At 63.4% G+C, this 24,177-nt stretch carries 22 protein-coding genes; 16 read left to right on the forward strand and 6 right to left on the reverse strand.

What is annotated here, in order from left to right:
- The first annotated feature begins 1 nt into the window (after position 1).
- The 6 genes from cyoB to C8C95_RS02760 are packed head-to-tail and all read left to right on the forward strand — an operon-like array spanning position 2 to position 5,745.
- On the forward strand, positions 2 to 2,005 hold the full coding sequence (gene cyoB / locus C8C95_RS02735; RefSeq protein WP_116747560.1) for a cytochrome o ubiquinol oxidase subunit I: 2,004 nt from the start codon (positions 2 to 4) through the stop codon (positions 2,003 to 2,005).
- Complete coding sequence (gene cyoC, locus C8C95_RS02740; RefSeq protein WP_015015041.1) at positions 1,998 to 2,633, forward strand: cytochrome o ubiquinol oxidase subunit III; 636 nt, start codon at positions 1,998 to 2,000, stop codon at positions 2,631 to 2,633. Before cyoB ends, cyoC begins: the two co-directional genes overlap by 8 nt.
- The gene (gene cyoD / locus C8C95_RS02745; protein ID WP_116747561.1) at positions 2,634 to 3,056 is read left to right on the forward strand and encodes a cytochrome o ubiquinol oxidase subunit IV; all 423 of its coding nucleotides are present in this window, start codon (positions 2,634 to 2,636) and stop codon (positions 3,054 to 3,056) included.
- On the forward strand, positions 3,056 to 3,874 hold the full coding sequence (locus C8C95_RS02750) for an SURF1 family protein (protein ID WP_116747562.1): 819 nt from the start codon (positions 3,056 to 3,058) through the stop codon (positions 3,872 to 3,874). The genes cyoD and C8C95_RS02750 overlap by 1 nt, the downstream gene beginning before the upstream one ends.
- A complete protein-coding gene (locus C8C95_RS02755) occupies positions 3,849 to 5,180 on the forward strand; it encodes an ATP-binding protein (protein WP_116747563.1) in 1,332 nt (443 codons plus the stop codon). Before C8C95_RS02750 ends, C8C95_RS02755 begins: the two co-directional genes overlap by 26 nt.
- Before the next feature lie 19 nt (positions 5,181 to 5,199).
- The gene (locus tag C8C95_RS02760; protein WP_116747564.1) at positions 5,200 to 5,745 is read left to right on the forward strand and encodes a response regulator transcription factor; all 546 of its coding nucleotides are present in this window, start codon (positions 5,200 to 5,202) and stop codon (positions 5,743 to 5,745) included.
- A gap of 104 nt (positions 5,746 to 5,849) precedes the next feature.
- On the opposite strand, the gene sbmA is transcribed toward C8C95_RS02760, so the two are convergent.
- The 6 genes from sbmA to C8C95_RS02790 all read right to left on the reverse strand — a co-directional run bounded on the left by sbmA (position 5,850) and on the right by C8C95_RS02790 (position 15,141).
- A complete protein-coding gene (gene sbmA / locus C8C95_RS02765) occupies positions 5,850 to 6,839 on the reverse strand; it encodes a peptide antibiotic transporter SbmA (protein ID WP_116747565.1) in 990 nt (329 codons plus the stop codon).
- Between the two features lie 150 nt (positions 6,840 to 6,989).
- Entirely contained in the window at positions 6,990 to 9,545 is a 2,556-nt protein-coding gene (locus C8C95_RS02770; RefSeq protein ID WP_116747566.1) for an ankyrin repeat domain-containing protein, read from the reverse strand.
- A gap of 144 nt (positions 9,546 to 9,689) precedes the next feature.
- The gene (gene acnB, locus C8C95_RS02775; protein ID WP_116747567.1) at positions 9,690 to 12,281 is read right to left on the reverse strand and encodes a bifunctional aconitate hydratase 2/2-methylisocitrate dehydratase; all 2,592 of its coding nucleotides are present in this window, start codon (positions 12,279 to 12,281) and stop codon (positions 9,690 to 9,692) included.
- 87 nt (positions 12,282 to 12,368) lie between these two features.
- Positions 12,369 to 13,034, reverse strand: coding sequence for a hypothetical protein (locus C8C95_RS02780; protein ID WP_116747568.1), 666 nt, complete (start codon positions 13,032 to 13,034; stop codon positions 12,369 to 12,371).
- Between the two features lie 32 nt (positions 13,035 to 13,066).
- Entirely contained in the window at positions 13,067 to 14,134 is a 1,068-nt protein-coding gene (locus C8C95_RS02785) for an aldolase/citrate lyase family protein (RefSeq protein ID WP_116747569.1), read from the reverse strand.
- 20 nt (positions 14,135 to 14,154) lie between these two features.
- Positions 14,155 to 15,141 carry a malate dehydrogenase gene (locus C8C95_RS02790; RefSeq protein ID WP_056064888.1) on the reverse strand — a complete coding sequence of 329 codons (987 nt, stop codon included), beginning with the start codon at positions 15,139 to 15,141 and terminating at the stop codon, positions 14,155 to 14,157.
- A 236-nt stretch (positions 15,142 to 15,377) separates the two neighbouring features.
- Between C8C95_RS02790 and C8C95_RS02795 the strand changes: the two genes are divergently transcribed.
- The 10 genes from C8C95_RS02795 to fghA all read left to right on the forward strand — a co-directional run bounded on the left by C8C95_RS02795 (position 15,378) and on the right by fghA (position 24,143).
- On the forward strand, positions 15,378 to 16,166 hold the full coding sequence (locus C8C95_RS02795; protein WP_056064891.1) for a GntR family transcriptional regulator: 789 nt from the start codon (positions 15,378 to 15,380) through the stop codon (positions 16,164 to 16,166).
- 133 nt (positions 16,167 to 16,299) lie between these two features.
- A complete protein-coding gene (gene sdhC / locus C8C95_RS02800; protein ID WP_056064896.1) occupies positions 16,300 to 16,734 on the forward strand; it encodes a succinate dehydrogenase, cytochrome b556 subunit in 435 nt (144 codons plus the stop codon).
- A gap of 63 nt (positions 16,735 to 16,797) precedes the next feature.
- Positions 16,798 to 17,163: a succinate dehydrogenase, hydrophobic membrane anchor protein gene (sdhD, locus tag C8C95_RS02805; protein ID WP_015015055.1), complete on the forward strand. Its 366-nt coding sequence runs from the start codon at positions 16,798 to 16,800 to the stop codon at positions 17,161 to 17,163.
- 22 nt (positions 17,164 to 17,185) lie between these two features.
- The gene (gene sdhA, locus C8C95_RS02810; RefSeq protein WP_008906046.1) at positions 17,186 to 18,994 is read left to right on the forward strand and encodes a succinate dehydrogenase flavoprotein subunit; all 1,809 of its coding nucleotides are present in this window, start codon (positions 17,186 to 17,188) and stop codon (positions 18,992 to 18,994) included.
- 21 nt (positions 18,995 to 19,015) lie between these two features.
- A complete protein-coding gene (locus C8C95_RS02815) occupies positions 19,016 to 19,720 on the forward strand; it encodes a succinate dehydrogenase iron-sulfur subunit (RefSeq protein ID WP_015015057.1) in 705 nt (234 codons plus the stop codon).
- Between the two features lie 33 nt (positions 19,721 to 19,753).
- A complete protein-coding gene (locus C8C95_RS02820; protein ID WP_056064900.1) occupies positions 19,754 to 20,080 on the forward strand; it encodes a succinate dehydrogenase assembly factor 2 in 327 nt (108 codons plus the stop codon).
- A gap of 59 nt (positions 20,081 to 20,139) precedes the next feature.
- Positions 20,140 to 21,450, forward strand: a complete 1,311-nt coding sequence (locus C8C95_RS02825) for a citrate synthase (protein WP_056064903.1) — start codon at positions 20,140 to 20,142, stop codon at positions 21,448 to 21,450.
- A 218-nt stretch (positions 21,451 to 21,668) separates the two neighbouring features.
- Positions 21,669 to 21,935: a metal/formaldehyde-sensitive transcriptional repressor gene (locus C8C95_RS02830; protein ID WP_056064906.1), complete on the forward strand. Its 267-nt coding sequence runs from the start codon at positions 21,669 to 21,671 to the stop codon at positions 21,933 to 21,935.
- 46 nt (positions 21,936 to 21,981) lie between these two features.
- Positions 21,982 to 23,097, forward strand: coding sequence for an S-(hydroxymethyl)glutathione dehydrogenase/class III alcohol dehydrogenase (locus tag C8C95_RS02835; protein ID WP_015015063.1), 1,116 nt, complete (start codon positions 21,982 to 21,984; stop codon positions 23,095 to 23,097).
- A 173-nt stretch (positions 23,098 to 23,270) separates the two neighbouring features.
- Positions 23,271 to 24,143: an S-formylglutathione hydrolase gene (gene fghA / locus C8C95_RS02840; protein ID WP_116747570.1), complete on the forward strand. Its 873-nt coding sequence runs from the start codon at positions 23,271 to 23,273 to the stop codon at positions 24,141 to 24,143.
- Positions 24,144 to 24,177 lie beyond the last annotated feature (34 nt).

Consider the following 24,177-nt stretch of genomic DNA (forward strand, 5'->3'; position numbering starts at 1 on the left):
TATGTCCTCCGAAACCCTTTCTCCATCCCACTGGGCGCTGGGCCGCCTGAGCTGGGACGTCGTACCGATGGCGCATGAGCCCATCGTGCTGGCCACCTTCATTGCCGTGGTGTTGGGCGGCTTGGTCGTTCTGGCCGGCATCACCAAGTTCCGCCTGTGGGGCCCCCTGTGGCGCGACTGGATCTGCAGCATTGACCACAAACGCATCGGCATCATGTACATGATCCTGGGCCTGGTGATGCTGCTGCGCGGCTTTGCCGACGCCGTGATGATGCGCCTGCAGCAGGCCATGGCCTTCGGCGACAACATGGGTTACCTGCCTCCGCACCACTACGACCAGATCTTCACCGCCCACGGCGTGATCATGATCTTCTTCGTGGCGATGCCGCTGGTCACCGGCCTGATGAACTACCTGGTGCCGCTGCAGATCGGCGCGCGCGACGTGTCGTTCCCGTTCCTGAACAACTTCAGCTTCTGGATGACCACGGCCGGCGCCGTGCTGGTGATGGTGTCGCTGTTCCTGGGCGAGTTCTCCACCTCCGGCTGGCTGGCACTGTCCAACCTGGGGGCGCAGAGCCCCAGCACCGGCCTGGACTACTACATCTGGGCGCTGCAGATAGCGGGGGTGGGCACGACGCTCTCGGGCATCAACCTGATCGTGACCATCATCAAGATGCGCGCGCCGGGCATGAGCCTGATGAAGATGCCCGTGTTCACCTGGACCGCCCTGTGCACCAACGCACTGATCGTTGCGTCGTTCCCAGTGCTCACGGCCGCGCTGGTGCTGATGTCACTGGACCGCTATGTCGGCACCAACTTCTTCACCAACGAGCTGGGCGGCAACCCCATGCTCTACGTGAACCTGATCTGGATCTGGGGCCACCCTGAGGTCTACATCCTGGTGCTGCCCGCCTTCGGCGTGTTCTCCGAAGTGGTCGCCACCTTCAGCAAGAAGCGCCTGTTCGGCTACACCTCCATGGTGTACGCCACCGTGTGTATCACCATCCTGTCGTACCTGGTGTGGCTGCACCACTTCTTCACCATGGGCTCGGGCGCGAGCGTGAACACCTTCTTCGGTATCACGACGATGATCATCTCGATCCCCACGGGCGCGAAGATCTTCAACTGGCTGTTCACCATGTACAAGGGCCGCATCCGCTTTGAGCTGCCCATGATGTGGACCGTGGCGTTCATGGTCACGTTCGCCATCGGCGGCATGACGGGCGTGCTGCTGGCCGTGCCCCCGGCCGACTTCGTGCTGCACAACAGCCTGTTCCTGATCGCCCACTTCCACAACGTGATCATCGGCGGCGTGGTGTTTGCCATGTTTGCCGGCATCAACTACTGGTTCCCCAAGGCGTTTGGCTACAAGCTGGACCGCACCTGGGGCGTGCGCTCGTTCTGGCTGTGGCTGGTGGGCTTCTGGGTGGCATTCACGCCGCTGTATGTGCTGGGCCTGATGGGCGTCACCCGCCGTGCCAACCACTTTGAAGACCAGTCGCTGCAGATCTGGTTCGTGATCGCTGCCATCGGCGCGGCCATGATTGCCGCCGGCATTGGGTGCTTCCTGGTCCAGCTGGTGGTCAGCTTCCTCAAGCGCGAACAGCTGCGCGACTGGACGGGCGACCCCTGGGACGGCCGCACGCTGGAATGGGCCACCTCGTCGCCCCCGCCCAACTACAACTTCGCCTTCACCCCTGTGGTGCACGAGATCGATGCCTGGTGGGACATGAAGAAGCACGGGTACAAGCGTCCTCTGGCGGGCTTCCAGCCCATCCACATGCCGGCCAACACCGGCGCTGGCGTGGTGATCTCGGGGCTGTCGCTGGTGTTCGGCTTTGCGCTGATCTGGCACATGTGGCTGCTGGCGGCCGTCTCGTTTGCGGCTGTCGTTCTGGCCGCCATCATCCACACGTTCAACTACAAGCGTGACTTCTACATCCCGGCATCCGAAGTGATCTCCACTGAAGAAGCCCGCACACTCCAACTGGCCCGCCATGTCTGATATCCGCATCCACGCTGGCGCCGCAGCAGGCGCCCTGGCCCCGCGCGAGTACCACCTCGCGCACGAGCCCCATCCTGAAAACGGCACGGCCCTGGGTTTCTGGCTGTACTTGATGAGCGACTGCCTCATCTTTGCAGCGCTGTTCGCCACTTACGGCGTGCTGGGCCGCAGCTATGCCGCAGGCCCCACCGGCGCGCAGCTGTTCGACCTGACCCTGGTGGCCATCAATACCGCCTTTCTGCTGCTGTCGTCCATCACCTTCGGTTTTGCCATGCTGCGCAAGCAGCTGGGCGACGTGAAGGGCACGCTGCTGTGGCTGGCGGTCACGGGCGTGTTTGGCCTGTGCTTCCTGGGCCTGGAGCTGTATGAGTTCTCCCACCTGCTGCACGAGGGCGCAGGCCCGCAGCGCAGTGCCTTCCTGTCGGCGTTCTTCACGCTGGTGGGTACCCACGGCCTGCACGTCACCTTCGGCCTGATCTGGCTGGTGGTGCTGATGGTCCAGATTGGCAAGCATGGCCTGATCCCCGAGAACAACCGCCGCCTGATGTGCCTGTCCATGTTCTGGCACTTCTTGGACGTGGTCTGGATCGGCGTTTTCACCTTTGTGTACCTGATGGGGGTGCTGTAAATGAGCGCACAACACGCAACACACGCGCACGATGCGCATGGGCATGACGATCACCACCACGACGCAGGCCCCCACAGCACCTTTTCGGGCTATGTGACGGGGTTTGTGCTGTCCGTCATCCTCACGGCCATTCCCTTCTGGCTGGTGATGGCCAAGGTGATTGCGGACCGCAACACGGCTGTGCTGGTGCTGGGCGGCTTCGCCGTGATCCAGATCCTGGTGCACATGGTGTTCTTCCTGCACATGAACGGCAAGATCGAAGGCGGCTGGACGCTGCTGTCCACCATCTTCACCGTGGTGTTCGTAGCCATCGCCATCGCGGGGACCTTGTGGGTGATGTTCCACATGAATGCCAACATGATGCCCGAGCACCCCACGCCCACGCCGCCCACGCACGAGGCGCCTGGACACTCCACGCCCTGATGCCTGCAGCCCCCACCACCATGGCACTGCCGCGCCGGGGGTTGCGCCGCGCAGTCCTGCTGGTGCTGGGCATGGCCCTGTTCCTGGGCTTTGTGTCGCTGGGCACCTGGCAGGTCCAGCGCCGTGCCTGGAAGCTGGATCTCATCGAAAGAGTAGACCGACGGGTGCACGCCGCACCAGCCGCCTTGCCCCCTGTGGAGCAATGGTCTGACATCCGTGCCGCACAGCATGAGTACCTGCCGGTGGTCTTTCAGGGCCACTGGCTGCCCGGCAAAACGGTGCTGACGCAGGCGGTCACCGAGCTGGGCGCGGGGTTCTGGGTAATGACTGCCCTGCAACGGGATGACGGTACCCAGGTGCTGGTGAACCGGGGCTTTGTACCCCAGGAGCAACGCGCCCAATGGCTGGAGGCCCAGCCACCCGCCGATGGCACGGCCACCGTCCAGGGGCTGTTGCGCATGCCAGAGCCGGGCGGCGGCTTTCTGCGCACCAACGACCCGGCGCAACAGCGCTGGTACTCGCGCGACGTGGCGGCCATCAGCAGCGCGCTGGGCCTGCCCCGGGCGGCTCCATTTTTTGTGGACGCAGGACTTCCGGGTAACGCAGCGGCGTCTTCAGCCGCCTCCGGCTGGCCCCGCGCTGGCCTGACCGTCATCCGGTTCCACAACAGCCACCTGGTGTACGCCCTGACCTGGTATGGTCTTGCGCTCATGGTTGTCGTTGCCGGCTGGTATGTGGCACGCTATGAGCGCCGCCTGGGCGCACGGGCCACCAGCCGCCTCCCGACCCACGATGAACACCCTCCCACCACGCCCTGACCCTGCGCTGGCCACTGCGCCGCGCAATGCACGCTCCGCCGACGCCGCCGCCGGGATCAAGAACCTCCAGCAACTGATCGAGCTGCGCTGGATTGCAGTGGTGGGCCAGGTGTTCACCATCGAGATGGCGCACTACAGCCTGGGCTTGAAGCTGCCGCTGCAGGAGATGCTGCTCGTGGTCGGCTGCCTGGCGGTCTTCAACGTGGTGAGCCTGCTGCGCCTTCGCACGGGCCGCGCGGTGCGCAATGTGGAGCTGTTTCTGGCGCTGCTGATTGACGTGGCGGTGCTCACGGTGCAGCTGTACCTGAGTGGTGGCACCAGCAACCCGTTCGTTTTTTTGTACCTGCTGCAGATCACGCTGGGCGCCGTGCTGCTGCGCGGTGCCTACATCTGGTCCATCGTGATCATCACCGTCCTGTGCTTTGCGGCGCTGGCAGATCACCACCTGCCACTGGCCCTGCCCCAGGATCTGCACCAGGGCCTGTCGAGCTTGTATGTGCTTGGGCTGCTGGTGTGCTTTGTGCTCAACGCCACGCTGGTGATGGTGTTCATCACCCGCATCAACCGCAACCTGCGCGAGCGCGATGCCCGCCTGGCGGCCGCACGCCGGCGCCGCGTGGAAGAAGAGCACATCGTGCGCATGGGCCTGTTGGCGTCCGGCGCTGCGCACGAACTGGGCACCCCACTGTCCACCCTTGCGGTGATCCTGGGCGACTGGCAACACGACAAGCGGCTGGCCAGCAACGCCGCGCTCAAGGAAGACATTGCCGAGATGCAGACCCAGGTGCAACGGTGCAAAAGCATCGTGAGCGGCATCCTGCTCTCGGCGGGTGAAACGCGCGGCGAGGCGTCGGTGCAGACCACTGTGCGCAAGTTTGTCGATGCGCTGGCACAGGAGTGGCGCAGCACCCGGACGATCCCCCAGTTCGACTACGACAACGACTTCGGCACCGACACGCCCATGGTGTCGGACACCACCCTCAAGCAAATGGTTTTCAATGTGCTGGACAATGCACGCGACGCCTCGCCAGGCTGGGTGCGGCTGGCGGTCACGCGCAATGCCGACGCCCTGTGCATGACTGTGACCGATGCCGGCCCCGGCTTTGCGCCCGACATGCTGTCCAAGCTGGGTACTCCCTACCAGTCCTCCAAAAACCGCCCCGGCGGTGGTCTGGGCCTGTATCTGGTGCTGAACGTGGCCCGAACCCTGGGCGGCAGCGTGGAGGCGCGCAACCGTCCCGAAGGGGGCGCACAGGTGGCCATCGAATTGCCCCTGGCCTCGATTGCGCTCCCCCCGAAGGTATGAATGAACGAAAGAACCCACCGTGGACACTGAAGAAGCGCAACGACAGCTGCTGATCGTCGAGGACGACGAAGCCTTTGCGCGCACGCTGGCCCGCTCGTTTGAACGGCGCGGCTACAGCGTGTTGCAGGCAGCGAGCCTGGCCGACGTAGAGGTGTTGCTGGAACAGCACCAGCCCGGGTATGCGGTGGTGGACCTCAAGCTCAAGGGAGAGGCCTCAGGCCTGGCCTGCGTGCAGACACTGCACGCCGCTGTCGACGACATGTTGATCGTGGTGCTCACGGGTTTTGCCAGCATTGCCACCGCCGTGGAGGCCGTGAAACTGGGCGCGTGCCACTATCTCGCCAAGCCCTCCAACACCGACGACATCGAAGCTGCGTTTGGGCTCAAGGAAGGCAATGCCGAGGTGGAACTGACCAATCGCTCCAGTTCCATCAAGACGCTGGAATGGGAACGCATCAACGAGGTGCTGGCTGAAACAGGCTTCAACCTGTCAGAGGCCGCGCGGCGCCTGGGTATGCACCGCCGCACCCTCACACGCAAGCTCGAAAAGAAACAGGTGCGTTAACCCCTACCGCTTTGGACCCGCCCTCCCCTGTTTCGGTGCCGATCCATCTCGCGGGGCGCAATCTGCACGGCCGGTCACGCGCTCCCTCGGCTCCCAAACAGCACTCAGGCAGCCTCAGGCACCGCCTTCAGCATCTGCTGCTCGAAAGCGCGCAAACGCTTGTAGATCGATATCTGTTCCACCACCGTGCTCCAGTTCAGCACCAGAAACTGGAACGATTCCAGCACCTTGTCAAAGGCCCGGGCAATCTGCTGCATCACCCCCAGCGTGATCACCCCCGCGATCAGCGTGGGGCCCAAAGCCACCAGGGGCACCAGCACACTCACCTGCAGGTAGGACCACTTCACCACATCGAAGTACAGGTAGTGGAAAAACAGCCGGAAGTAATTGCGGCGCACGCCCGCGAACAGCTCAGCCGCCGTGGGCGGAGAAGCCCGGTTCGGGTCGTCCTCGCCCAGCACCAGCTCCTTGCGGTACGCCGCCTCCACCCGCTGGTTGTGAAACTCCAGCCCCGGTAGCTTCACCCCTACACAGGCCAGCAGCAGCGTGCCCCCCAGTGACCAGGCCAGTGCGACCCATACCAGGGAATGCGGAACGGCGCCGATCAAGGGCAGCGCAGTGACTTTGTCGGACAGCGTCCAGAGCACCGGCAGAAAGGCCCCGAGCGTCATGAGGCTGCGCATGAAACTCAGGCCCAGATCTTCCATGGTGCGGGCGAAACGCATGGTGTCCTCCTGCACACGCTGTGCCGCACCCTCGATGTGCCGCAGGCGTGGCCAGGCCGCCATGTAGTGCTCATTCATCGCCTGCCGCCAACGAAAGATGTAGTGTTTGCTGAAAAAATCCGCCAGCACCGCCGTCGTCACATAGATCATGGCGATGCGTGCAAAGGTCGAAAGCTGCCCCCAGAACTCCTCTGCGGTGATGCTGCCAGGCTTACCCAGAGCCTCCTGTATGAGATCGTAAAAGCTGCCGAACCAGTCGTTGATCTGCACGTCCAGCTGCACACGGTAAGCCGTGGCCAGAAGAATGACGAGAGAACCCAAGATGGACCAGGCCCACCAGCGGCGGGCGAAAAAGAAGGACTTGAACATCGTAGTGCCGTGTTGGAATGGTTCTGCGAATTCTGAGTGCCACAGGCAATGATCGTTCCGCGGCAAACAACGCCGCCGATCATCTGCCGCCGGGGCAGACGCCGACACATCAGCCGTCGCGCTGAGCACAGCCCCAGCGCCAGACCTTGGCTAGCGCGGCCGGCCCCTTTCCTCCAGCCAGTCCTGAGCCGCCTGCTGCCCACCCCAGCGCGCCCAATCCAACGCGCTCTTTCCGTGCGGGTCTTTCTGCGAAAGATCCACCCCCTGCTCATCCAGCCAACGCAGCACGGCCAACTGCCCTTTGGCTGCGGCCAGCATGGCCGGTGTTTCGCCCCGGCTGGCAGGGGCATGTTCGGTCAGCGATTGCCCTTGCTCTTTGAGCCAATCCAGGCAAGGCACGCAGCCGCTTTGCGCGGCCATGTGCACGGGGCCCCAATCCCAGCGATTGCGGGCCTGCAGGCTGGCACCTGCCTGCACCAGGCGTTGCGCCACCGCCAGATGGCCGCCATAAAAGGCCCGCAGCAGGGCCGTGTCACCACGCTCACTGTCTTTGGCCGTCTGCCGAAGATCGGGCTGGGCCCCAGCCTGTAACAGCGCCTCCACATGCGCCAACTGCCCCCGGTGGGCGGCCAGCATCAGCACGGAGGAGCCGGTGTCTGCCAGCAGGTTGGGGTTGGCGCCATCGCGCAGGGCCTGCGCCAGTGCGCTGGCATCGCCCGCGTTCTGAGCGTCCATCAGGCGGGCATCTGCAGGCGCCCAAATGCGCGATGAAGCCACTGCCGCAGGGGCTTGCAGTACAGCGCTGCGACCTGCCCCCCACACCGCACGCCCGCCATGGGCCCACCACACGAGCAAGCCAAAGGCCAAGAGCCATGCCCAACCACCCCAGGCTGGGCGTGAATGGGCAGCCAACTGGGGCCGCTGCGCCCCTGGCGTGAAGCGCCCCCGACGATCCAGCCACGCACGTGCCACGGCCTGGCCCACGGCCTGCGCGGCAGCCGTGCCGCTCAGCCCTGGTGTCAGCGTTTGTGAATGCCCTGATGCATCCTTGCCCAGCACCGCATGGTAGGCCTGGGTCCCCGCCGTGAACTGCAGCTTGTGCACCAGCGACTGGCTGGACTCGCCTGGCAACGTCGCCACGCGAGACCAAACCCAAGAGCCGCGACGCACGACCAGGCCATCGTCCTGCACCCGCAGCGTCCACCGCCGGGTGGCGGCATGCAAGGCCCAGGCAGGCAGCACCAACACAGCCAACCAACCCCAAAAGCCGCTCGGCAGCACCAGGGCGCCGGGCTGGATGCGGTCGTTCACCCACCACTCCAGCGCCAGCAAAGCCACGGCCACCGCCGCGGACCAGCGCCAAGCAGTCTGCTCGAACGCGAGGGACCAGGCGTCTGGCGTTTCGCTCAAACGCACGCCAGGGGGAAAAAAGCCTGGAGATTCAGCGGACTTCACCGTACCCAGCGAATCCAACGGCTGAGAAGCGGCATCGCGCCCCAACGCGGGTGCTTCGATGGGGACTTCCTGCTCCCACTGTGCCCGCCGGTCAAAGCGGTCTGGTACCGAAGCGGCCTCCGCACAGGACGGGGTGACAGCCTGGACCGCCAGGTCGTACGCGAGCTCCAGCGCACCATCGGCACGCACCAGTTCCAGCCGCCAGTCCACCCGGTCGCCACCGCGCCGCGCACCGTGGGTGGGGGCGTCATCAGGCAGATCAAAACGAGCTACCAAGCGCATGCCGCCCTCGCCCGTCGGCTGGCGCCGCGCCGTGGCCTTCAGCACCTCCACCTGGCGCTCGGGCGAGCCGGAGCTGGATTCGTCCACACGGTATTGCGCCACTTGCAGGCGCAGGTTTTCAGCCGCAGCTTGCTGCACAGCCCGCGCAGGCAGCACCAGCGTGATTTCGACCGACCTCCCCGCCGTGGGCCGCGAAGGCAGGGTCGTCATACCAACCCCCTGGTAGCGCCAGGCCTTTCGGCTGTTCTGCCAAGCAGCAGCGACCAAGCCCACGCCGATCACCACAAAGACGCCCATGAAGCCCTTGGCCCACCAGGGCCCTTTGCCGTCCGACCAGAACAAGGCGGCCATGGGGAAAGCGATGCCACACCAGAACACCGCGAAGAACCACAACGCCCCCTGCCCCTTGGCCAGGGAATGCGTTGGCTCCAGGTCTGGTACATCGTCCTGGGGGCGCCTCAAGATGCGCAGAAACAACCATGCAGCAGTCACCCCGACGCCGGTGAACACCAGGGCAAACGGCAGCCGAAAAATCTGCAGCCGCCAGCGGATGCTGCGGTCCAGCAGAGCCTGGGCCGGGGCCTGGAGGTTGACCCAGGCGGTGATGGATTCGCCCCGCTCCTGCGCTTGGCGCAGGGTGCGGTGCCATTGCGCCTGCCAGTCGCCCACGTTGTCGGCACTGGAGTTCGGGTCCAGCCCCACGCGCTGCGCTTCGTACGTTTGGCCCGCCACGGTGTAGCGGTACCGGGCCAGCACCTGGTAGGTGGTGCCGCCCTCGCTGCCCGCGTGCTGCTTCAGTTGCACATCCAGCACCTGGGCCGGTACAGGCTGCCATGAGCGCACCGTCCAGGCTGCCAGCGCCGTTTCAGCCAAGGGCCGCAAACCTGCCCAATACCCACCGGCACCGAACACCACTGCAAAGATGGCGCAGAAAACCAGCAAAACCCCTCGTCCCATTGTGTTGCCCATGGCTCCCTCCTTTTGTTGTTGTTATGGATGTCTTGTTATGGACTCCAGCATAGTGACGAATGGATGACGTTTGTGTGACACCCAAGGTGGGCCAAAAAAAAGCGGCCCCTGAGGGCCGCTTCTGTTGCGCAAAGAACGCGAGGATCAGGCGGTGACGCCCTTGGCGGTTTCTGCGTACTCTTCGATCTGGTCGAAGTTCAGGTACTTGTAGATCGACGCGCCATCCTTGTTCACGATGCCCATGGCTTCGTGGTATTCGGCCACCGTGGGGATCTTGCCCAGCTTGGACGCAATGGCGGCCAGCTCGGCAGAGGCCAGGAACACGTTGGTGTTCTTGCCCAGGCGGTTGGGGAAGTTGCGGGTGGAGGTGGACACCACGGTAGCGCCTTCGCGCACCTGAGCCTGGTTACCCATGCACAGCGAGCAGCCGGGCATTTCGGTACGGGCGCCGGCAGCACCAAAGTTGGCGTAATGGCCTTCTTTGATCAGCTCGCTCTCGTCCATCTTGGTGGGCGGTGCCACCCACAACTTGACGGGGATGTCACGGCTGCCGCCCAGCAGCTTGGCAGCTGCGCGGAAGTGGCCGATGTTGGTCATGCAAGAACCAATGAAGGCTTCATCGATCTTGGTGCCGGCCACTTCCGACAGGGTCTTGGCGTCGTCGGGGTCGTTGGGGCAGCACAGGATGGGTTCCTTGATCTCGGCCAGATCGATCTCGATGACGGCTGCGTATTCGGCATCCTTGTCGGCTTCGAGCAGGTTGGGGTTGGCCAGCCAGGCTTCCACCTTCTCGATGCGGCGTTGCAGCGTGCGGGCGTCGGCATAGCCGTCAGCGATCATGTTCTTCATCAGCACCACGTTGCTGGTCAGGTATTCCTTGACCGGCTCGGGGTTGAGCTTGATGGTGCAACCAGCGGCGGAACGCTCTGCCGAAGCGTCCGACAGTTCAAACGCTTGCTCGACCTTCAGGTTGGGCAGTCCTTCGATTTCGAGGATGCGGCCCGAGAAGATGTTCTTCTTGCCCGCCTTGGCCACCGTGAGCAGACCAGCCTTGATCGCGTACAGCGGAATCGCGTGCACCAGGTCGCGCAGCGTCACGCCCGGCTGCATTTCGCCCTTGAAGCGCACCAGCACCGACTCGGGCATGTCCAGAGGCATCACACCCGTCGCAGCGCCGAAAGCCACCAGGCCAGAGCCTGCCGGGAACGAAATACCGATGGGGAAACGCGTGTGCGAGTCGCCACCCGTACCCACGGTGTCAGGCAGCAGCAGGCGGTTGAGCCAGCTGTGGATCACGCCATCGCCAGGACGCAGGGCCACACCACCACGGTTGCTGATGAACGCCGGCAGTTCGCGGTGGGTCTTCACGTCCACGGGCTTGGGGTAGGCCGCCGTGTGGCAGAACGACTGCATGACCAGGTCGGCCGAGAAGCCTAGGCAGGCCAGATCCTTCAGCTCGTCGCGGGTCATGGGACCCGTGGTGTCTTGCGAGCCCACGGTGGTCATCTTGGGCTCGCAGTAGGTACCGGGGCGCACGCCCTGGCCTTCTGGCAGACCGACAGCACGTCCGACCATCTTCTGGGCCAGCGTGAAGCCTGCATTCGACGCAGCAGGCGCCTGGGGCAGACGGAACAGCGTGGATGCTGCCAGGCCCAGGAACTCGCGGGCCTTGGCCGTCAGCGAACGACCGATGATGAGGTTGATACGGCCACCGGCACGCACTTCGTCAAACAGCACATCGCTCTTGAGCTTGAACTCGGCCACGGTGGCGCCGTTCTTCACAATCTTGCCGTCGTAGGGCAGGATGTCGACCACGTCGCCCATTTCGAGCTTGGATACATCGACTTCGATCGGCAGCGAGCCCGAATCTTCTTGCGTGTTGAAGAAGATGGGAGCGATCTTGCCGCCCAGCGTGACACCACCAAAACGCTTGTTCGGCACAAACGGGATGTCCTGGCCCGTGGCCCAGATCACACTGTTGGTGGCTGACTTGCGGCTGGAACCGGTGCCCACCACGTCGCCCACGTAGGCCACGAGGTTGCCCTTCTTCTTGAGGTCTTCGATGAACTGCATCGGGCCACGCTTGCCGTCTTCTTCGGGCTTGAACGCCGCATCAGGGCGGGTGTTCTTCAGCATGGCCAGGTAGTGCAGCGGGATGTCTGGGCGGCTCCAGGCATCCGGTGCGGGCGACAGGTCGTCGGTGTTGGTCTCACCGGGCACCTTGAACACCGTGACGGTAATCTTCTTCTCGACCTCAGGACGGGTGGTGAACCACTCGGCATCGGCCCAGCTCTTGATGACTTCCTGCGCCTTGGCGTTGCCTGCCTTGGCTTTCACAGCGACGTCATTGAAGAAGTCGAACATCAGCAGCGTCTTCTTCAGACCCTCTGCGGCCACACCAGCCACTTCGGCGTCGTCCAGCAACTCGATCAGCGGGTGCACGTTGTAGCCACCCACCATGGTGCCCAGTAGTTCCGTGGCCTTGGCCTTGGAGATCAGACCCACGGTGATGTCGCCGTGCGCCACGGCAGCCAGGAAGCTGGCCTTGACCTTGGCAGCGTCGTCCACGCCAGGCGGCACGCGATGGGTGAGCAGGTCCAGCAAAAAGGCCTCTTCACCAGCGGGTGGGTTCTTGATCAATTCGATCAGCTCAGCCACCTGCTTGGCGTCCAGGGGCAGAGGGGGGATACCCAGTGCGGCGCGTTCGGCAGCATGGTCTCGGTAGGCTTTCAACATTGTTTTCTCCAGTTGCGTTCTAAAGTGGGGCGTAGCGTGTAGCGGTGGGCTCGGCACACGCCAGTCGTTAATGGGTGCGCGCGGTTTTTATTTGGTGGCGGGCAGCGGGTCCAGCACGCTCACAGGCGGGTTCTTCTTGATGGCTTCTGCCACAACCACCTGCTCAGGGCTCATGCACTCGTCAGCCAGACGCTGACCAGCGCGCTGGTTCATCAGCATGGATTTGTTGGCGATCTGCAGCCACACGGCACCACCCTTGGCGTCCTCCAGGCGCACCGTGCCTGTGGTCGTCGCCACCGGCGACATGTAGTACTTGAAACCCTTGCCTTCCACATGGAAGTGGCCTGGGGTGGCGGGATCGGCTGTCACAGTGACAAAAGCACCGAGCTCGCAGGGCATGCGCCCCACGTGCACGCGCTCCGCAATCGCCAGTTCGGCGGGCGACAGGGCTGCTTCAGCGGCGATGATGCCGGCCGCCACCTGGTTGGTGGCGCTCTTGAGCTGGGTACGGCTGCTGGTGGGTTCGGCCTTGGCAGTGGCGTGGCTCTTGGCGGGAGCCTTGGCTGCGGTCTTGCCATCTGCTGGCTTGGCGGCCGTCTTGGCGGTTGGCTTGGCGGTTGGCTTGGCGGTTGGCTTGGCAGCGGGTTTGGCTGCAGCCTTGGTGTCGGACTTGGCCGCTGGCTGGGCTGTTGTTTGTGCCAAGGCAAAGGCCGGAGCCAGCAACATGAGAGCGGAGGCAATGACAAATTTCATGGGAAGTCCTGCGTGGAAATGTCCAGGGATGTTCACGATGGAACGAGAGTCGATGCGTCAAACCAGTGACGCACCGCCAAGGGTAGTGCGCGCCCAGTGCGGTGGGCGCGCTCCAGAATCTGCCAATAAAAGCGGTAGCTGGCCCGGTCGTGCAATACCCCATCCACACTGATGGGAGCCCAGTCAGCCAACGCTGCCGCCGCAATGATCCGGGACGCGCTGTCGATATCGTCCTGCTGGGGGGCAAAGGCCTGCAGGATGGTGCGGATCTGCGCCGGATGGATGCTCCACATCCGTGTGTAGCCCAGCTCGCGCGATGCGCGGCCGGCAGCACCTTGCAGGGCCGCCATGTCCGAAAACTCGGTGACCACGCAATGGGACGGCACCTTGCCATGCGCATGGCAGGCCGAGGCGATTTCGAGCTTGGCTCGCACCACCAGCGGGTGCGTGAACTGCCCGGCAGAGGTCATGGCCTGCGCGGGAATGGCGCCGCCATGGGCCGACACAAAATCCATGAGCCCGAAACTCAGGCTCTGCACGCGGGGGTGGGCCGCGATGTCAAACGCACGCTGCACGGCGGCGGGAGACTCGATCAAAACGTGCAAAGGCACATGGGCCGCCGACGCGCGCTCCAGCGCACGTTCAGCCAGCAGAACATCATCTACCGACTCGACCTTGGGAATCATGATGTGGCACAGCCTGTGCCCAGCCTCGCCCGCAATGGTGGCGACGTCGTTGGCAAATGCAGGGTGATCCACCGCATGAACACGAGCCGCTACCCGAGCCCCTGGAGCCGCAGCGGCTGCCATACGTGCCACCAGCGACGCATGCTGGAACTCCAGCCCGACAGGCGCGCCATCTTCACAATCGAGAGTGACATCAAAGACGCAGGTGCCAAATTCCTGCGTCATCTCTGCCTGCAATTGCAGGCTTTTGCGCATGCGCACTTCCACGCCGCTGTAGTGGTCGCAGACTGGCAGAAAACCAGTTTGGGCCTGGGCGCCGAGCAACACATCGCGCGGATGGACGGACGCAGCGCCCGGCCCCGGTACAGAGGCTTGGACGGCCCGAAGGCCCGATGCCAAAGGCGTCGGCTGCATCGCGTCGTTTACCAGCTTGATTACAGCAGGTGCTTGACGCCGTCTTGCTCGCCTTGCAGTTCGGCCAGCGTGATGTTGATACGCTCTTGCGAGAACGCGTCGATGTCCAGACCTTCAACGATCTTGTACTCGCCGTTTTCGCAGGTCACGGGGAAACCAAACATTGTGTCCTTGGGAATGCCGTATTCGCCGTTGGATGGAACACCCATGGTGACCCACTTGCCGTTGGTGCCCAGGGCCCAGTCGCGCATGTGGTCGATGGCTGCATTGGCTGCAGAGGCTGCCGACGACAGGCCACGGGCTTCAATGATGGCGGCGCCGCGCTTGCCAACGGTGGGCAGGAATGTGTTGGCGTTCCACTCCTGATCGTTGATCATCTTGGCCACGCTTTCGCCCTTGATGGTGGCAAAACGGTAGTCAGCGTACATCGTGGGCGAGTGGTTGCCCCACACGGTCAGCTTTTCGATGTCTGCCACAGCCTTGCCGGTCTTGGCAGCGATCTGGCTGGCAGCGCGGTTGTGGTCCAGGCGCAGCATGGCCGTGAAGTTCTTGCGTGGCAGGTCAGGGGCCGACTTCATGGCGATGTAGGCATTGGTGTTGGCAGGGTTGCCCACCACCAGCACCTTCACGTCACGCGAAGCCACGGCATTCAGGGCCTTGCCTTGTGCCGTGAAGATGGCGCCGTTGACGGCCAGCAGCTCGGCACGCTCCATGCCAGGGCCACGTGGGCGCGAGCCGACCAGCAGTGCGTAGTCGGCATCCTTGAAGGCGGTCATGGGATCGCTGTGGGCGGTCATTTCGACCAGCAGCGGGAAGGCGCAGTCGTCCAGCTCCATCATCACGCCCTTGAGCGCCTTTTGAGGGCCTTCGACAGGGACTTCGAGCAATTGCAGAATGACCGGCTGGTCCTTGCCCAGCATTTCGCCGGAGGCGATACGGAACAGCAGTGCGTAACCGATTTGACCGGCGGCGCCGGTGACAGCAACGCGAACGGGCTTCTTGCTCATGGTGAAAACTCCAGGAAGTGAGGAAAACAGGTGTGAGTGCAACGCAAGCACCAGCGCCTGTCACCAGTAGCCCGTGCCCCGCAAAACAGCATTGGAGTTTACCCCTGATTGGACACCCCGGTCAATTTGTCTTATGTCTTATATAAGATATGATTGCACCCCGTTTGTCGTTCGATTGTCATGTGGCAACCGCACTGCCGCACCACAACACACGCACAACTTACAGATCCCACACCATGTCATCGCTTCCGTTCGCAGCAGACAGCCCCGCGCCCCCGCAGAGCGCAGCGGGAGCCGCCACGCCAGCGTTCAGCCCGCTGTACCAACAGATCAAGGGGCTGATCCTGCAAAGCCTGCAGCAGGGCGAATGGAAGCCTGGCGAGGCCATTCCGAGCGAAATGGAGCTGGCTGCGCGTTTTCGCGTCAGCCAGGGCACCGTACGCAAGGCGATTGACGAACTGGCCGCAGAGAACCTGGTGATGCGCCGGCAGGGCAAAGGCACTTTTGTCGCCACCCACGCCGAGCAGCATGTGCAGTACCGATTTCTGAAGTTGCTGCCCGACACCGGAGACGCCCGCGTGGAAGGCCCTGCACAGCGCCGCGTGATCGATTGCCGCCGCGTGCGGGCCAACGCCGATGTGGCCCGCGCACTGGCGCTGCGCAGCGGCGATGCCGTCATGCAGGCCCGGCGCATCCTGTCGTTTGCAGGAGTGCCCACCATTCTGGAAGACATCTGGCTGCCCGGACAAGCCTTCAAAGGCCTCACGGCCGAGCAGCTCGCCAACTACCAGGGACCGACCTACGCCATGTTCGAACTCGACTTTGGCGTGCGCATGGTGCGGGCCGAAGAAAAAATCCGCGCCGTGCTGCCCGACGAGGAACAAGCCCAACTGCTGCAAATCACACCCGTGACACCGCTGCTGAGCGTCGAGCGCATTGCTTACACCTACAACGATGTTCCCATGGAGTTACGCCGCGGGCTGTATCGCACCGATACCCACCACTACCGTAATGAATTGAGCTGACAGCAGGCTGGCACCCGAGCATTAACGTCGAAAATTTCAAGCCCGGCTAAACCCTTGTGTTGCGTTGCAATAGAATTTTGCGTTCTTTGCATCTTCAAATTACAAAGCAGTTACATCCACGAAAGCACCAGAAATGACAGAACTAGCCAAAAAACGGCCTGAATTCCGCAACATCAATGCCTTCAAGGACTTGACGACCTACCGCATGACACCTGCCGCGTGGGTTTCGATCTTGCACCGCGCCAGCGGACTGATCATGTTCCTGCTGCTGCCTTTCATCATCTGGATGTTCGACACCTCGGTGTCTTCCGAAATCTCGTTCGCTAAATTCTCGGCGGCCTTCAATATCGGCATCGGTTTTGTGCCCGGCTGGTTCATCAAGCTGGTCGCTCTGGCCCTGATCTGGGCCTACCTGCACCACTTCACTGCCGGCCTGCGCCACCTGTGGATGGACGTGAGCCACAGCGCCGTGAACAAGCAATTTGGCAAGAGCTCTGCCCTGACCGTTCTGGTCATCAGCATTGGGCTGGCCCTGGTGCTGGGCGCCAAGCTTTTCGGCCTGTACTGATCAACCCACAAAAACGGCGGTCGCTGCCAGCCAGCGCCTGTTGAAGAACGAGAGGAAATTTCCATGTCCGTCAATTACGGTTCCAAGCGCGTCGTCGTCGGCGCCCACTATGGCCTGCGCGACTGGCTCAGCCAGCGTGTCACGGCAGTCCTGATGGCACTGTTCACCCTGGCCCTGCTGGCCCAGGTCATCTTCTCCAAAGGCCCCATCGGCTACGACAAATGGGCGGGCATTTTCTCGGCCCAATGGATGAAGGTGCTGACCTTCTCCGTGATCGTCGCGATTGCCTGGCATGCGTGGGTCGGCCTGCGCGAAGTCCTGATGGACTACATCAAGCCCGTGGGCCTGCGTCTGGCACTGCAAGTGTTCAGCATTGTCTGGCTGGTCAGCTGCGCCGGCTGGGGCATCCAGGTTCTGTGGCGTCTCTGATTCCCGCGATTGAAGGTACACAATGAGCTACACACAAGCCAACATCACCAAGCGCAAGTTCGACGTCATCATCATCGGAGCCGGCGGCTCCGGCATGCGGGCATCCCTGCAACTGGCCCGCGCGGGCCTGAACGTTGCAGTTCTCTCCAAGGTATTCCCCACCCGTTCGCACACCGTCGCTGCCCAGGGCGGCATCGGCGCCTCGCTGGGCAACATGTCCGAGGACAACTGGCACTACCACTTCTACGACACTATCAAGGGCTCCGACTGGCTCGGCGACCAGGATGCGATCGAGTTCATGTGCCGCGAAGCCCCCAAGGTCGTGTACGACCTGGAACACATGGGCATGCCCTTTGACCGCAACACCGACGGCACGATCTACCAGCGCCCCTTCGGCGGCCACACCGCCAACTATGGCGAAAAGCCCGTGCAACGCGCTTGCGCCGCGGCCGACCGCACCGGCCACGCCATGCTGCACACGCTGTACCAGCAAAACGTTAAGGCCCGCACCAACTTCTTCGTGGAGTGGATGGCCCTGGACCTGATCCGCGACGCCGACGGCGACGTGGTGGGCGTGACGGCGCTGGAAATGGAAACTGGCGACTTGCACATCCTTGAAGCCAAGACCACGCTGCTGGCCACCGGTGGTGCAGGCCGCATTTTTGCTGCCTCGACCAACGCCTTCATCAACACCGGTGACGGCCTGGGCATGGCTGCACGCGCCGGCATTCCGCTGGAAGACATGGAATTCTGGCAGTTCCACCCCACCGGCGTGGCCGGCGCGGGCGTGCTGCTGACCGAAGGCTGCCGCGGTGAAGGCGCAATTTTGCTCAACAGCAATGGTGAGCGCTTCATGGAGCGCTATGCGCCCACCTTGAAGGACCTGGCACCGCGCGACTTCGTGTCCCGCTCGATGGACCAGGAGATCAAGGAAGGCCGTGGCTGTGGTCCCAACAAGGACTACGTGCTGCTCAAGCTTGACCACCTGGGCGCAGAAACCATCCACAAGCGCCTGCCCTCGGTGTACGAAATCGGCGTCAACTTTGCCAACGTGGACATCACCAAGGAGCCGATCCCTGTGGTGCCCACCATCCACTACCAGATGGGTGGCATTCCCACCAACATCAACGGCCAGGTGGTGGTGCAGCAAGGCGGCAATGACAACCTCGTGGTCAACGGCCTGTACGCGGTGGGCGAATGCTCTTGCGTATCGGTGCACGGCGCCAACCGCCTGGGCACCAACTCGCTGCTGGACCTGCTGGTGTTCGGCCGCGCAGCCGGCAACCACATTGTCGAGTTCAACGACAAGAACAAGAACCACAAACCCCTGCCCAAGGATGCGGCCGACCGCACCCTGGAGCGCCTCAACCGCCTGCAAGGCGCCAGCAGCGGCGAATATGCCCAGGACGTGGCCAACGACATCCGCGCCAGCATGCAACTGCACGCCGGTGTGTTCCGCACGCAAGCGAGCATGGACGAAGGCGTCAAGAAGATCGCCGAGCTGCGCAACCGTGTGAACAGCGTGGGCCTGAAGGACCACTCCAAGGTGTTCAACACCGCGCGCATCGAAGCGCTGGAAGTCGAGAACCTGATCGAAGCTGCGCAAGCCACGATGGTGTCTGCTGCTGCCCGCAAGGAATGCCGTGGTGCCCACACCGTGAGCGACTACGAGCGCCCCGCCGACGACCCAGTGGCACCACTGGGCCGCGACGACGCCAACTGGATGAAGCACACCCTGTGGCACAGCGAGAGCAACAGCCTGACCTACAAGCCCGTCAAACTCAAACCCCTGACCGTGGACTCAGTTCCGCCCAAGGTTCGCACGTTCTAAACGGATACAGGAGCACCCACCATGGCAAAACGCACCTTCCAAATCTACCGCTACGATCCTGACAAGGACGCCAAGCCCTACATGCAGACCGTCGAAGTTGAACTCGACGGCAGCGAACGCATGCTGCTGGACGCCCTGATGAAGCTCAAGGCACAAGACCCCACCCTGTCGTTCCGTCGCTCGTGCCGTGAAGGTGTTTGCGGCTCGGACGCCATGAACATCAACGGCAAGAACGGCCTGGCCTGCCTGACGAACATGAACACGCTGCCCGGCACCGTGGTCCTGAAGCCCCTGCCCGGCCTGCCCGTCATCCGCGACCTGATCGTGGACATGACGCAGTTCTTCAAGCAGTACAACTCCATCAAGCCCTACCTCGTCAACGACAACGTGCCGCCCGAAACCGAGCGCCTGCAGTCGCCTGAAGAGCGCGAAGAGCTGAACGGCCTGTACGAGTGCATTCTGTGCGCCAGCTGCTCCACCAGCTGCCCCAGCTTCTGGTGGAACCCCGACAAGTTCGTGGGCCCTGCGGGTCTGCTGCAGGCCTACCGCTTCATCGCCGACAGCCGCGACGAAGCCACCACGGAGCGCCTGGACAACCTGGAAGACCCGTACCGCCTGTTCCGCTGCCACACCATCATGAACTGCGTGGACGTGTGCCCCAAGGGCCTGAACCCCACCCGGGCCATCGGCAAGATCAAGGAACTGATGGTGCGCCGCGCCATCTGAGCGCGGACAGTTCATCGTCCTACACACCGGTCCATGCAAACGCTATCCACCCCATCCATCGCGCCAGAGGCGGCTTCGCCGCTGCTGGACGAACGCGAGCTGAGCAAGCTGCACTGGCGCTGCCGGCGCGGCTTGCTGGAGAACGACTTGTTCATCGAGAAGTTCTTCCACCGCTTCGAATCGACGCTGACGCGGCGCCATGCCCAGGGCCTCAACGCGTTGATGGATCTGGCGGACAACGACCTGCTGGACCTGCTGCTGCGGCGGCGAGAGCCCTCGGGCGAACAAGACACACAAGAAGCGCGTGAAGTGCTCGGCATGCTGAGACAAAGCGGTGGCGCCACGGCAGTGCATGCCTGACACCCAGCCCTCGCACCAAGACCGGATTCGTATCGGCAACCTACCCAAGGAAAGTAACAATGAAGCTAGCTGACAACAAAGCCACCCTGTCGTTCAGTAACGGCAGCCCCAGCGTGGACCTGCCGGTCTATCAGGGCAGCATCGGCCCGGACGTCATCGACATCCGCAAGCTGTATGCGCAGACGGGCATGTTCACCTATGACCCGGGCTTCCTGTCCACAGCAGCCACCCAGTCGGCCATCACCTATATCGATGGCGACAAGGGCGAGTTGCTGTACCGCGGCTACCCCATTGAGCAGTTGGCTGAGAACTGCGACTTCCTGGAAACCTGCCACCTGCTGCTGTACGGCGATCTGCCCAACGCAGCACAAAAGACTGACTTCACCAGCCGCGTGACCAACCACACCATGGTCAACGAGCAGATGCAGTTCTTCCTGCGTGGCTTCCGCCGCGACGCGCACCCCATGGCTGTGCTGACCGGTCTGGTGGGTGCCCTGTCGGCCTTCTACCACGACAGCACGGACATCAACAATCCGCAGCACCGCGAGATCGCCGCGATCCGCCTGATCGCCAAGATGCCCACGCTGGTCGCAATGGCCTACAAGTACGGCATGGGCCAGCCCTACATGTACCCGCAGAACCACCTGAGCTACGCAGGCAACTTCCTGCGCATGATGTTCGGCACCCCCTGCGAAGAGTACAAGGTCAACCCCGTGCTGGAACGCGCGCTGGACCGCATCTTCATCCTGCACGCTGACCACGAGCAGAACGCCTCGACCTCCACCGTGCGCCTGTGCGGCTCGTCGGGCACCAACCCGTTCGCGGCCATCGCTGCGGGCGTGGCCTGCCTCTGGGGCCCTGCCCACGGCGGCGCCAACGAAGCTGCACTGAACATGCTGTACGACATCCAGGCCCAAGGCGGCGTGGAAAAGATCGGCGACTTCATCAAGCAGGTCAAGGACAAGAACTCCGGCGTCAAGCTGATGGGCTTTGGCCACCGCGTGTACAAGAACTACGACCCCCGCGCCAAGCTCATGCAAGAGACTTGCAATGAAGTGCTGGCCGAGCTGGGCCTGGAAAACGACCCGCTGTTCAAGCTGGCCAAGGAACTGGAAAAGATCGCCCTGGAAGACGACTACTTCGTGCAGCGCAAGCTCTACCCGAACGTGGACTTCTACTCCGGCATCGTGCAGCGCGCCATCGGCATCCCGGTGAACCTGTTCACCGGCATCTTCAGCCTGGCCCGCACCGTGGGCTGGATCGCCCAGCTGAACGAAATGATCGGCGACCCCGAGTACAAGATCGGCCGCCCCCGCCAGCTGTTCACCGGCTCCGTGCGCCGCGACGTGCCTCCCCTGGCCAGCCGCTGATCGGTTCGGCGCACTGCGCCGCTCCCGCACCCCACAAAGCCCGCAGGCAGTGCCTGCGGGCTTTTTTCATGGCTCATCAAGAGGTGTTCACTGCCAATTCCTGAATACTCCCCCTGAGTAATAGCCCTTTTAATGCCTGTAGCACAATCAGCATATGCGCTTGTCTTTTATACTGCCACCCAGTACACCCTAATGAACGACCAGCCAGCCGCCTGCCCATGCCCCACACTGCCGAAGACAAACAACGCGCCATCACCCGGCTGCGCCGCATCAAGGGCCAGGCCGAGGCGCTGGAGCGCGCGGTGGAGGCGGGCAGTGACTGCGCCCCCATCCTGCAGCAGCTGGCGGCCATGCGTGGCGCCGTGCACGGACTGATGGCCGACCTGCTCGACAGCCACGTGCGCGAGACGCTGGCGGAAAAACCGGCCCCGTCCCAGCAAGCCATTGACGAAACGCTGGCGCTGCTTCGCTCCTACCTCAAATAGACCGCCCACCCGCATTCCCTACCCGATTGACCGAAAGGACCACCCCATGAAATCCCGTGCCGCCGTAGCCTTCAAAGCTGGAGAACCCCTGCAGATCGTCGAGATCGACGTCGCCCCGCCCAAAAAGGGCGAAGTGCTCATCAAGATCACCGACACCGGCGTGTGCCACACCGACGCGTTCACCCTGAGCGGTGACGACCCCGAAGGCCTGTTCCCCGTGGTGCTGGGCCACGAAGGCGCGGGCATCGTGGTGGAAGTGGGCGAAGGCGTGACCAGCGTGAAGCCGGGCGACCACGTCATCCCGCTGTACACCGCCGAATGCGGCGAGTGCCTGTTCTGCAAGAGCGGCAAGACCAACCTGTGCGTGAGCGTGCGCGCCACTCAGGGCAAGGGCGTGATGCCCGACGGCACCACGCGCTTCAGCTACAACGGCCAGCCCATCTACCACTACATGGGCTGCAGCACCTTCAGCGAATACACCGTGGTGGCCGAGGTCTCGCTGGCCAAGGTCAACCCCAACGCCAACCCCGAGCAGGTCTGCCTGCTGGGCTGCGGCGTGACCACGGGCCTGGGCGCCGTGAAGAACACCGCCAAGGTGCAGGAAGGCGACACCGTGGCCGTGTTCGGCCTGGGCGGCATTGGCCTGGCCGTGATCCAGGGCGCCAAGCTGGCCAAGGCCGGGCGCATCATCGCCATCGATACCAATCCCTCCAAGTTCGACCTGGCCCGCACCTTTGGCGCCACCGACTGCGTGAATCCCAAGGACTTCGACAAGCCGATCCAGCAGGTCATCGTGGAGATGACGACCTGGGGCGTGGACCACAGCTTTGAGTGCATCGGCAACGTGAACGTGATGCGCGCGGCACTGGAATGCGCGCACCGGGGCTGGGGCCAGTCGGTCATCATCGGCGTGGCAGGCGCGGGGCAAGAGATCAGCACCCGCCCCTTCCAGCTCGTCACCGGCCGCAAGTGGCTGGGCACGGCGTTTGGCGGCGTCAAGGGCCGCAGCGAGCTGCCCGGCATGGTCGAAGACGCAATGGCTGGCAAGATCCAGCTCGCGCCCTTTGTGACCCACACCATGGGCCTCAAGGACATCAACGAGGCGTTTGACCTGATGCACGAAGGCAAGTCCATCCGCTCGGTCGTCAAATACGCCGCGTAACTCGGCTACTCGCCAGCGCCCACAGCCCCAGAGACAACCGGGCACTCCGGGTGCTGGCCCCGACGGGCCATGAAAAACGGCTTGGAGCCGTCTTTTAGGGTCCCTACAAGCGAAAACTGCCTCAAGCGCTACGAAATATTACCTGAGCAGCTATCAATTCAAGAGCAAACACCATGACCACTCCCCTGGACCTGCTCAGCCAGCACACCTGTTTTGGCGGCGAGCAGCGCTTTTACCAACACACCTCCACCACCATCGGCCTGCCGATGAAGTTCTCGGTGTACCTGCCGCCCCAGGCACAACAGGGCCCTGTGCCCGCCGTGTTGTACCTGGCCGGGCTGACCTGCACCGAGGAGACCTTTGCCATCAAGGCCGGAGCCCAGCGCCTGGCCGCCGAACTGGGCCTGGCCCTGATCGCGCCCGACACCAGCCCGCGCGGCGAGGCCGTGTTGGCCCTGCCCGGAGCCACGGCCAGCTGGGACTTTGGCGTGGGCGCGGGCTTCTACCTCGACGCTACGCAGAGCCCCTGGAACACGCACTGGCGCATGGAGAGCTACCTGCTGCAAGAGCTGTTGCCCTTGGTGGGCCAGCACCTGCCCATCGACGGGCAGCGCCTGGGCATCTTCGGCCACAGCATGGGCGGCCATGGCGCTCTCACGCTGGCCCTGCGCCACCCCGGCCGCTTCAAGACGGTGTCGGCCTTTGCGCCCATCTGCGCGCCCACCCAGTGCCCCTGGGGCGAAAAGGCCTTCACCGGCTACCTGGGCCCCGACCGCACCACCTGGCTGGAGCACGATGCCACGGTGCTGATGCAACACCAGCCCATCGCGCCCTACCCGGCAGGCATCCTCATCGACCAGGGGCTGGACGACAAATTCCTGGCCGACCAGCTGCACCCCCACTTGTTCGAGGCCGCGTGCCAGGCCATCGGCCAGCCGCTCACGCTGCGTCGGCATGCGGGTTACGACCACGGCTACTACTTTGTGCAGAGCTTTGTGGGCGACCATTTGGCCCACCATGCGCGGGGTCTTGGCGCCGGACATTAATGCGCGCTTAAGCAACTGGCAGCACACTAGCGGG

The sequence above is a fragment of the Acidovorax sp. 99 genome, from assembly GCF_003096455.1.
Lineage (GTDB): Bacteria > Pseudomonadota > Gammaproteobacteria > Burkholderiales > Burkholderiaceae_C > Acidovorax > Acidovorax delafieldii.

What these genes read in the sequence shown, in the direction of transcription:
- C8C95_RS02825 (WP_056064903.1), top strand. Translation starts at nt 20,140, where the DNA reads ATGAAGCTAGCTGACAACAAAGCCACCCTGTCGTTCAGTAACGGCAGC.
- sdhC (WP_056064896.1), top strand. Translation starts at nt 16,300, where the DNA reads ATGACAGAACTAGCCAAAAAACGGCCTGAATTCCGCAACATCAATGCC.
- cyoB (WP_116747560.1), top strand. Translation starts at nt 2, where the DNA reads ATGTCCTCCGAAACCCTTTCTCCATCCCACTGGGCGCTGGGCCGCCTG.
- sbmA (WP_116747565.1), bottom strand. Translation starts at nt 6,839, where the DNA reads ATGTTCAAGTCCTTCTTTTTCGCCCGCCGCTGGTGGGCCTGGTCCATC.
- cyoD (WP_116747561.1), top strand. Translation starts at nt 2,634, where the DNA reads ATGAGCGCACAACACGCAACACACGCGCACGATGCGCATGGGCATGAC.
- C8C95_RS02750 (WP_116747562.1), top strand. Translation starts at nt 3,056, where the DNA reads ATGCCTGCAGCCCCCACCACCATGGCACTGCCGCGCCGGGGGTTGCGC.
- C8C95_RS02820 (WP_056064900.1), top strand. Translation starts at nt 19,754, where the DNA reads ATGCAAACGCTATCCACCCCATCCATCGCGCCAGAGGCGGCTTCGCCG.
- sdhD (WP_015015055.1), top strand. Translation starts at nt 16,798, where the DNA reads ATGTCCGTCAATTACGGTTCCAAGCGCGTCGTCGTCGGCGCCCACTAT.
- C8C95_RS02785 (WP_116747569.1), bottom strand. Translation starts at nt 14,134, where the DNA reads ATGCAGCCGACGCCTTTGGCATCGGGCCTTCGGGCCGTCCAAGCCTCT.
- acnB (WP_116747567.1), bottom strand. Translation starts at nt 12,281, where the DNA reads ATGTTGAAAGCCTACCGAGACCATGCTGCCGAACGCGCCGCACTGGGT.
- C8C95_RS02770 (WP_116747566.1), bottom strand. Translation starts at nt 9,545, where the DNA reads ATGGGCAACACAATGGGACGAGGGGTTTTGCTGGTTTTCTGCGCCATC.
- C8C95_RS02815 (WP_015015057.1), top strand. Translation starts at nt 19,016, where the DNA reads ATGGCAAAACGCACCTTCCAAATCTACCGCTACGATCCTGACAAGGAC.
- C8C95_RS02795 (WP_056064891.1), top strand. Translation starts at nt 15,378, where the DNA reads ATGTCATCGCTTCCGTTCGCAGCAGACAGCCCCGCGCCCCCGCAGAGC.
- cyoC (WP_015015041.1), top strand. Translation starts at nt 1,998, where the DNA reads ATGTCTGATATCCGCATCCACGCTGGCGCCGCAGCAGGCGCCCTGGCC.
- C8C95_RS02780 (WP_116747568.1), bottom strand. Translation starts at nt 13,034, where the DNA reads ATGAAATTTGTCATTGCCTCCGCTCTCATGTTGCTGGCTCCGGCCTTT.
- C8C95_RS02830 (WP_056064906.1), top strand. Translation starts at nt 21,669, where the DNA reads ATGCCCCACACTGCCGAAGACAAACAACGCGCCATCACCCGGCTGCGC.
- C8C95_RS02790 (WP_056064888.1), bottom strand. Translation starts at nt 15,141, where the DNA reads ATGAGCAAGAAGCCCGTTCGCGTTGCTGTCACCGGCGCCGCCGGTCAA.
- C8C95_RS02755 (WP_116747563.1), top strand. Translation starts at nt 3,849, where the DNA reads ATGAACACCCTCCCACCACGCCCTGACCCTGCGCTGGCCACTGCGCCG.
- fghA (WP_116747570.1), top strand. Translation starts at nt 23,271, where the DNA reads ATGACCACTCCCCTGGACCTGCTCAGCCAGCACACCTGTTTTGGCGGC.
- C8C95_RS02835 (WP_015015063.1), top strand. Translation starts at nt 21,982, where the DNA reads ATGAAATCCCGTGCCGCCGTAGCCTTCAAAGCTGGAGAACCCCTGCAG.
- sdhA (WP_008906046.1), top strand. Translation starts at nt 17,186, where the DNA reads ATGAGCTACACACAAGCCAACATCACCAAGCGCAAGTTCGACGTCATC.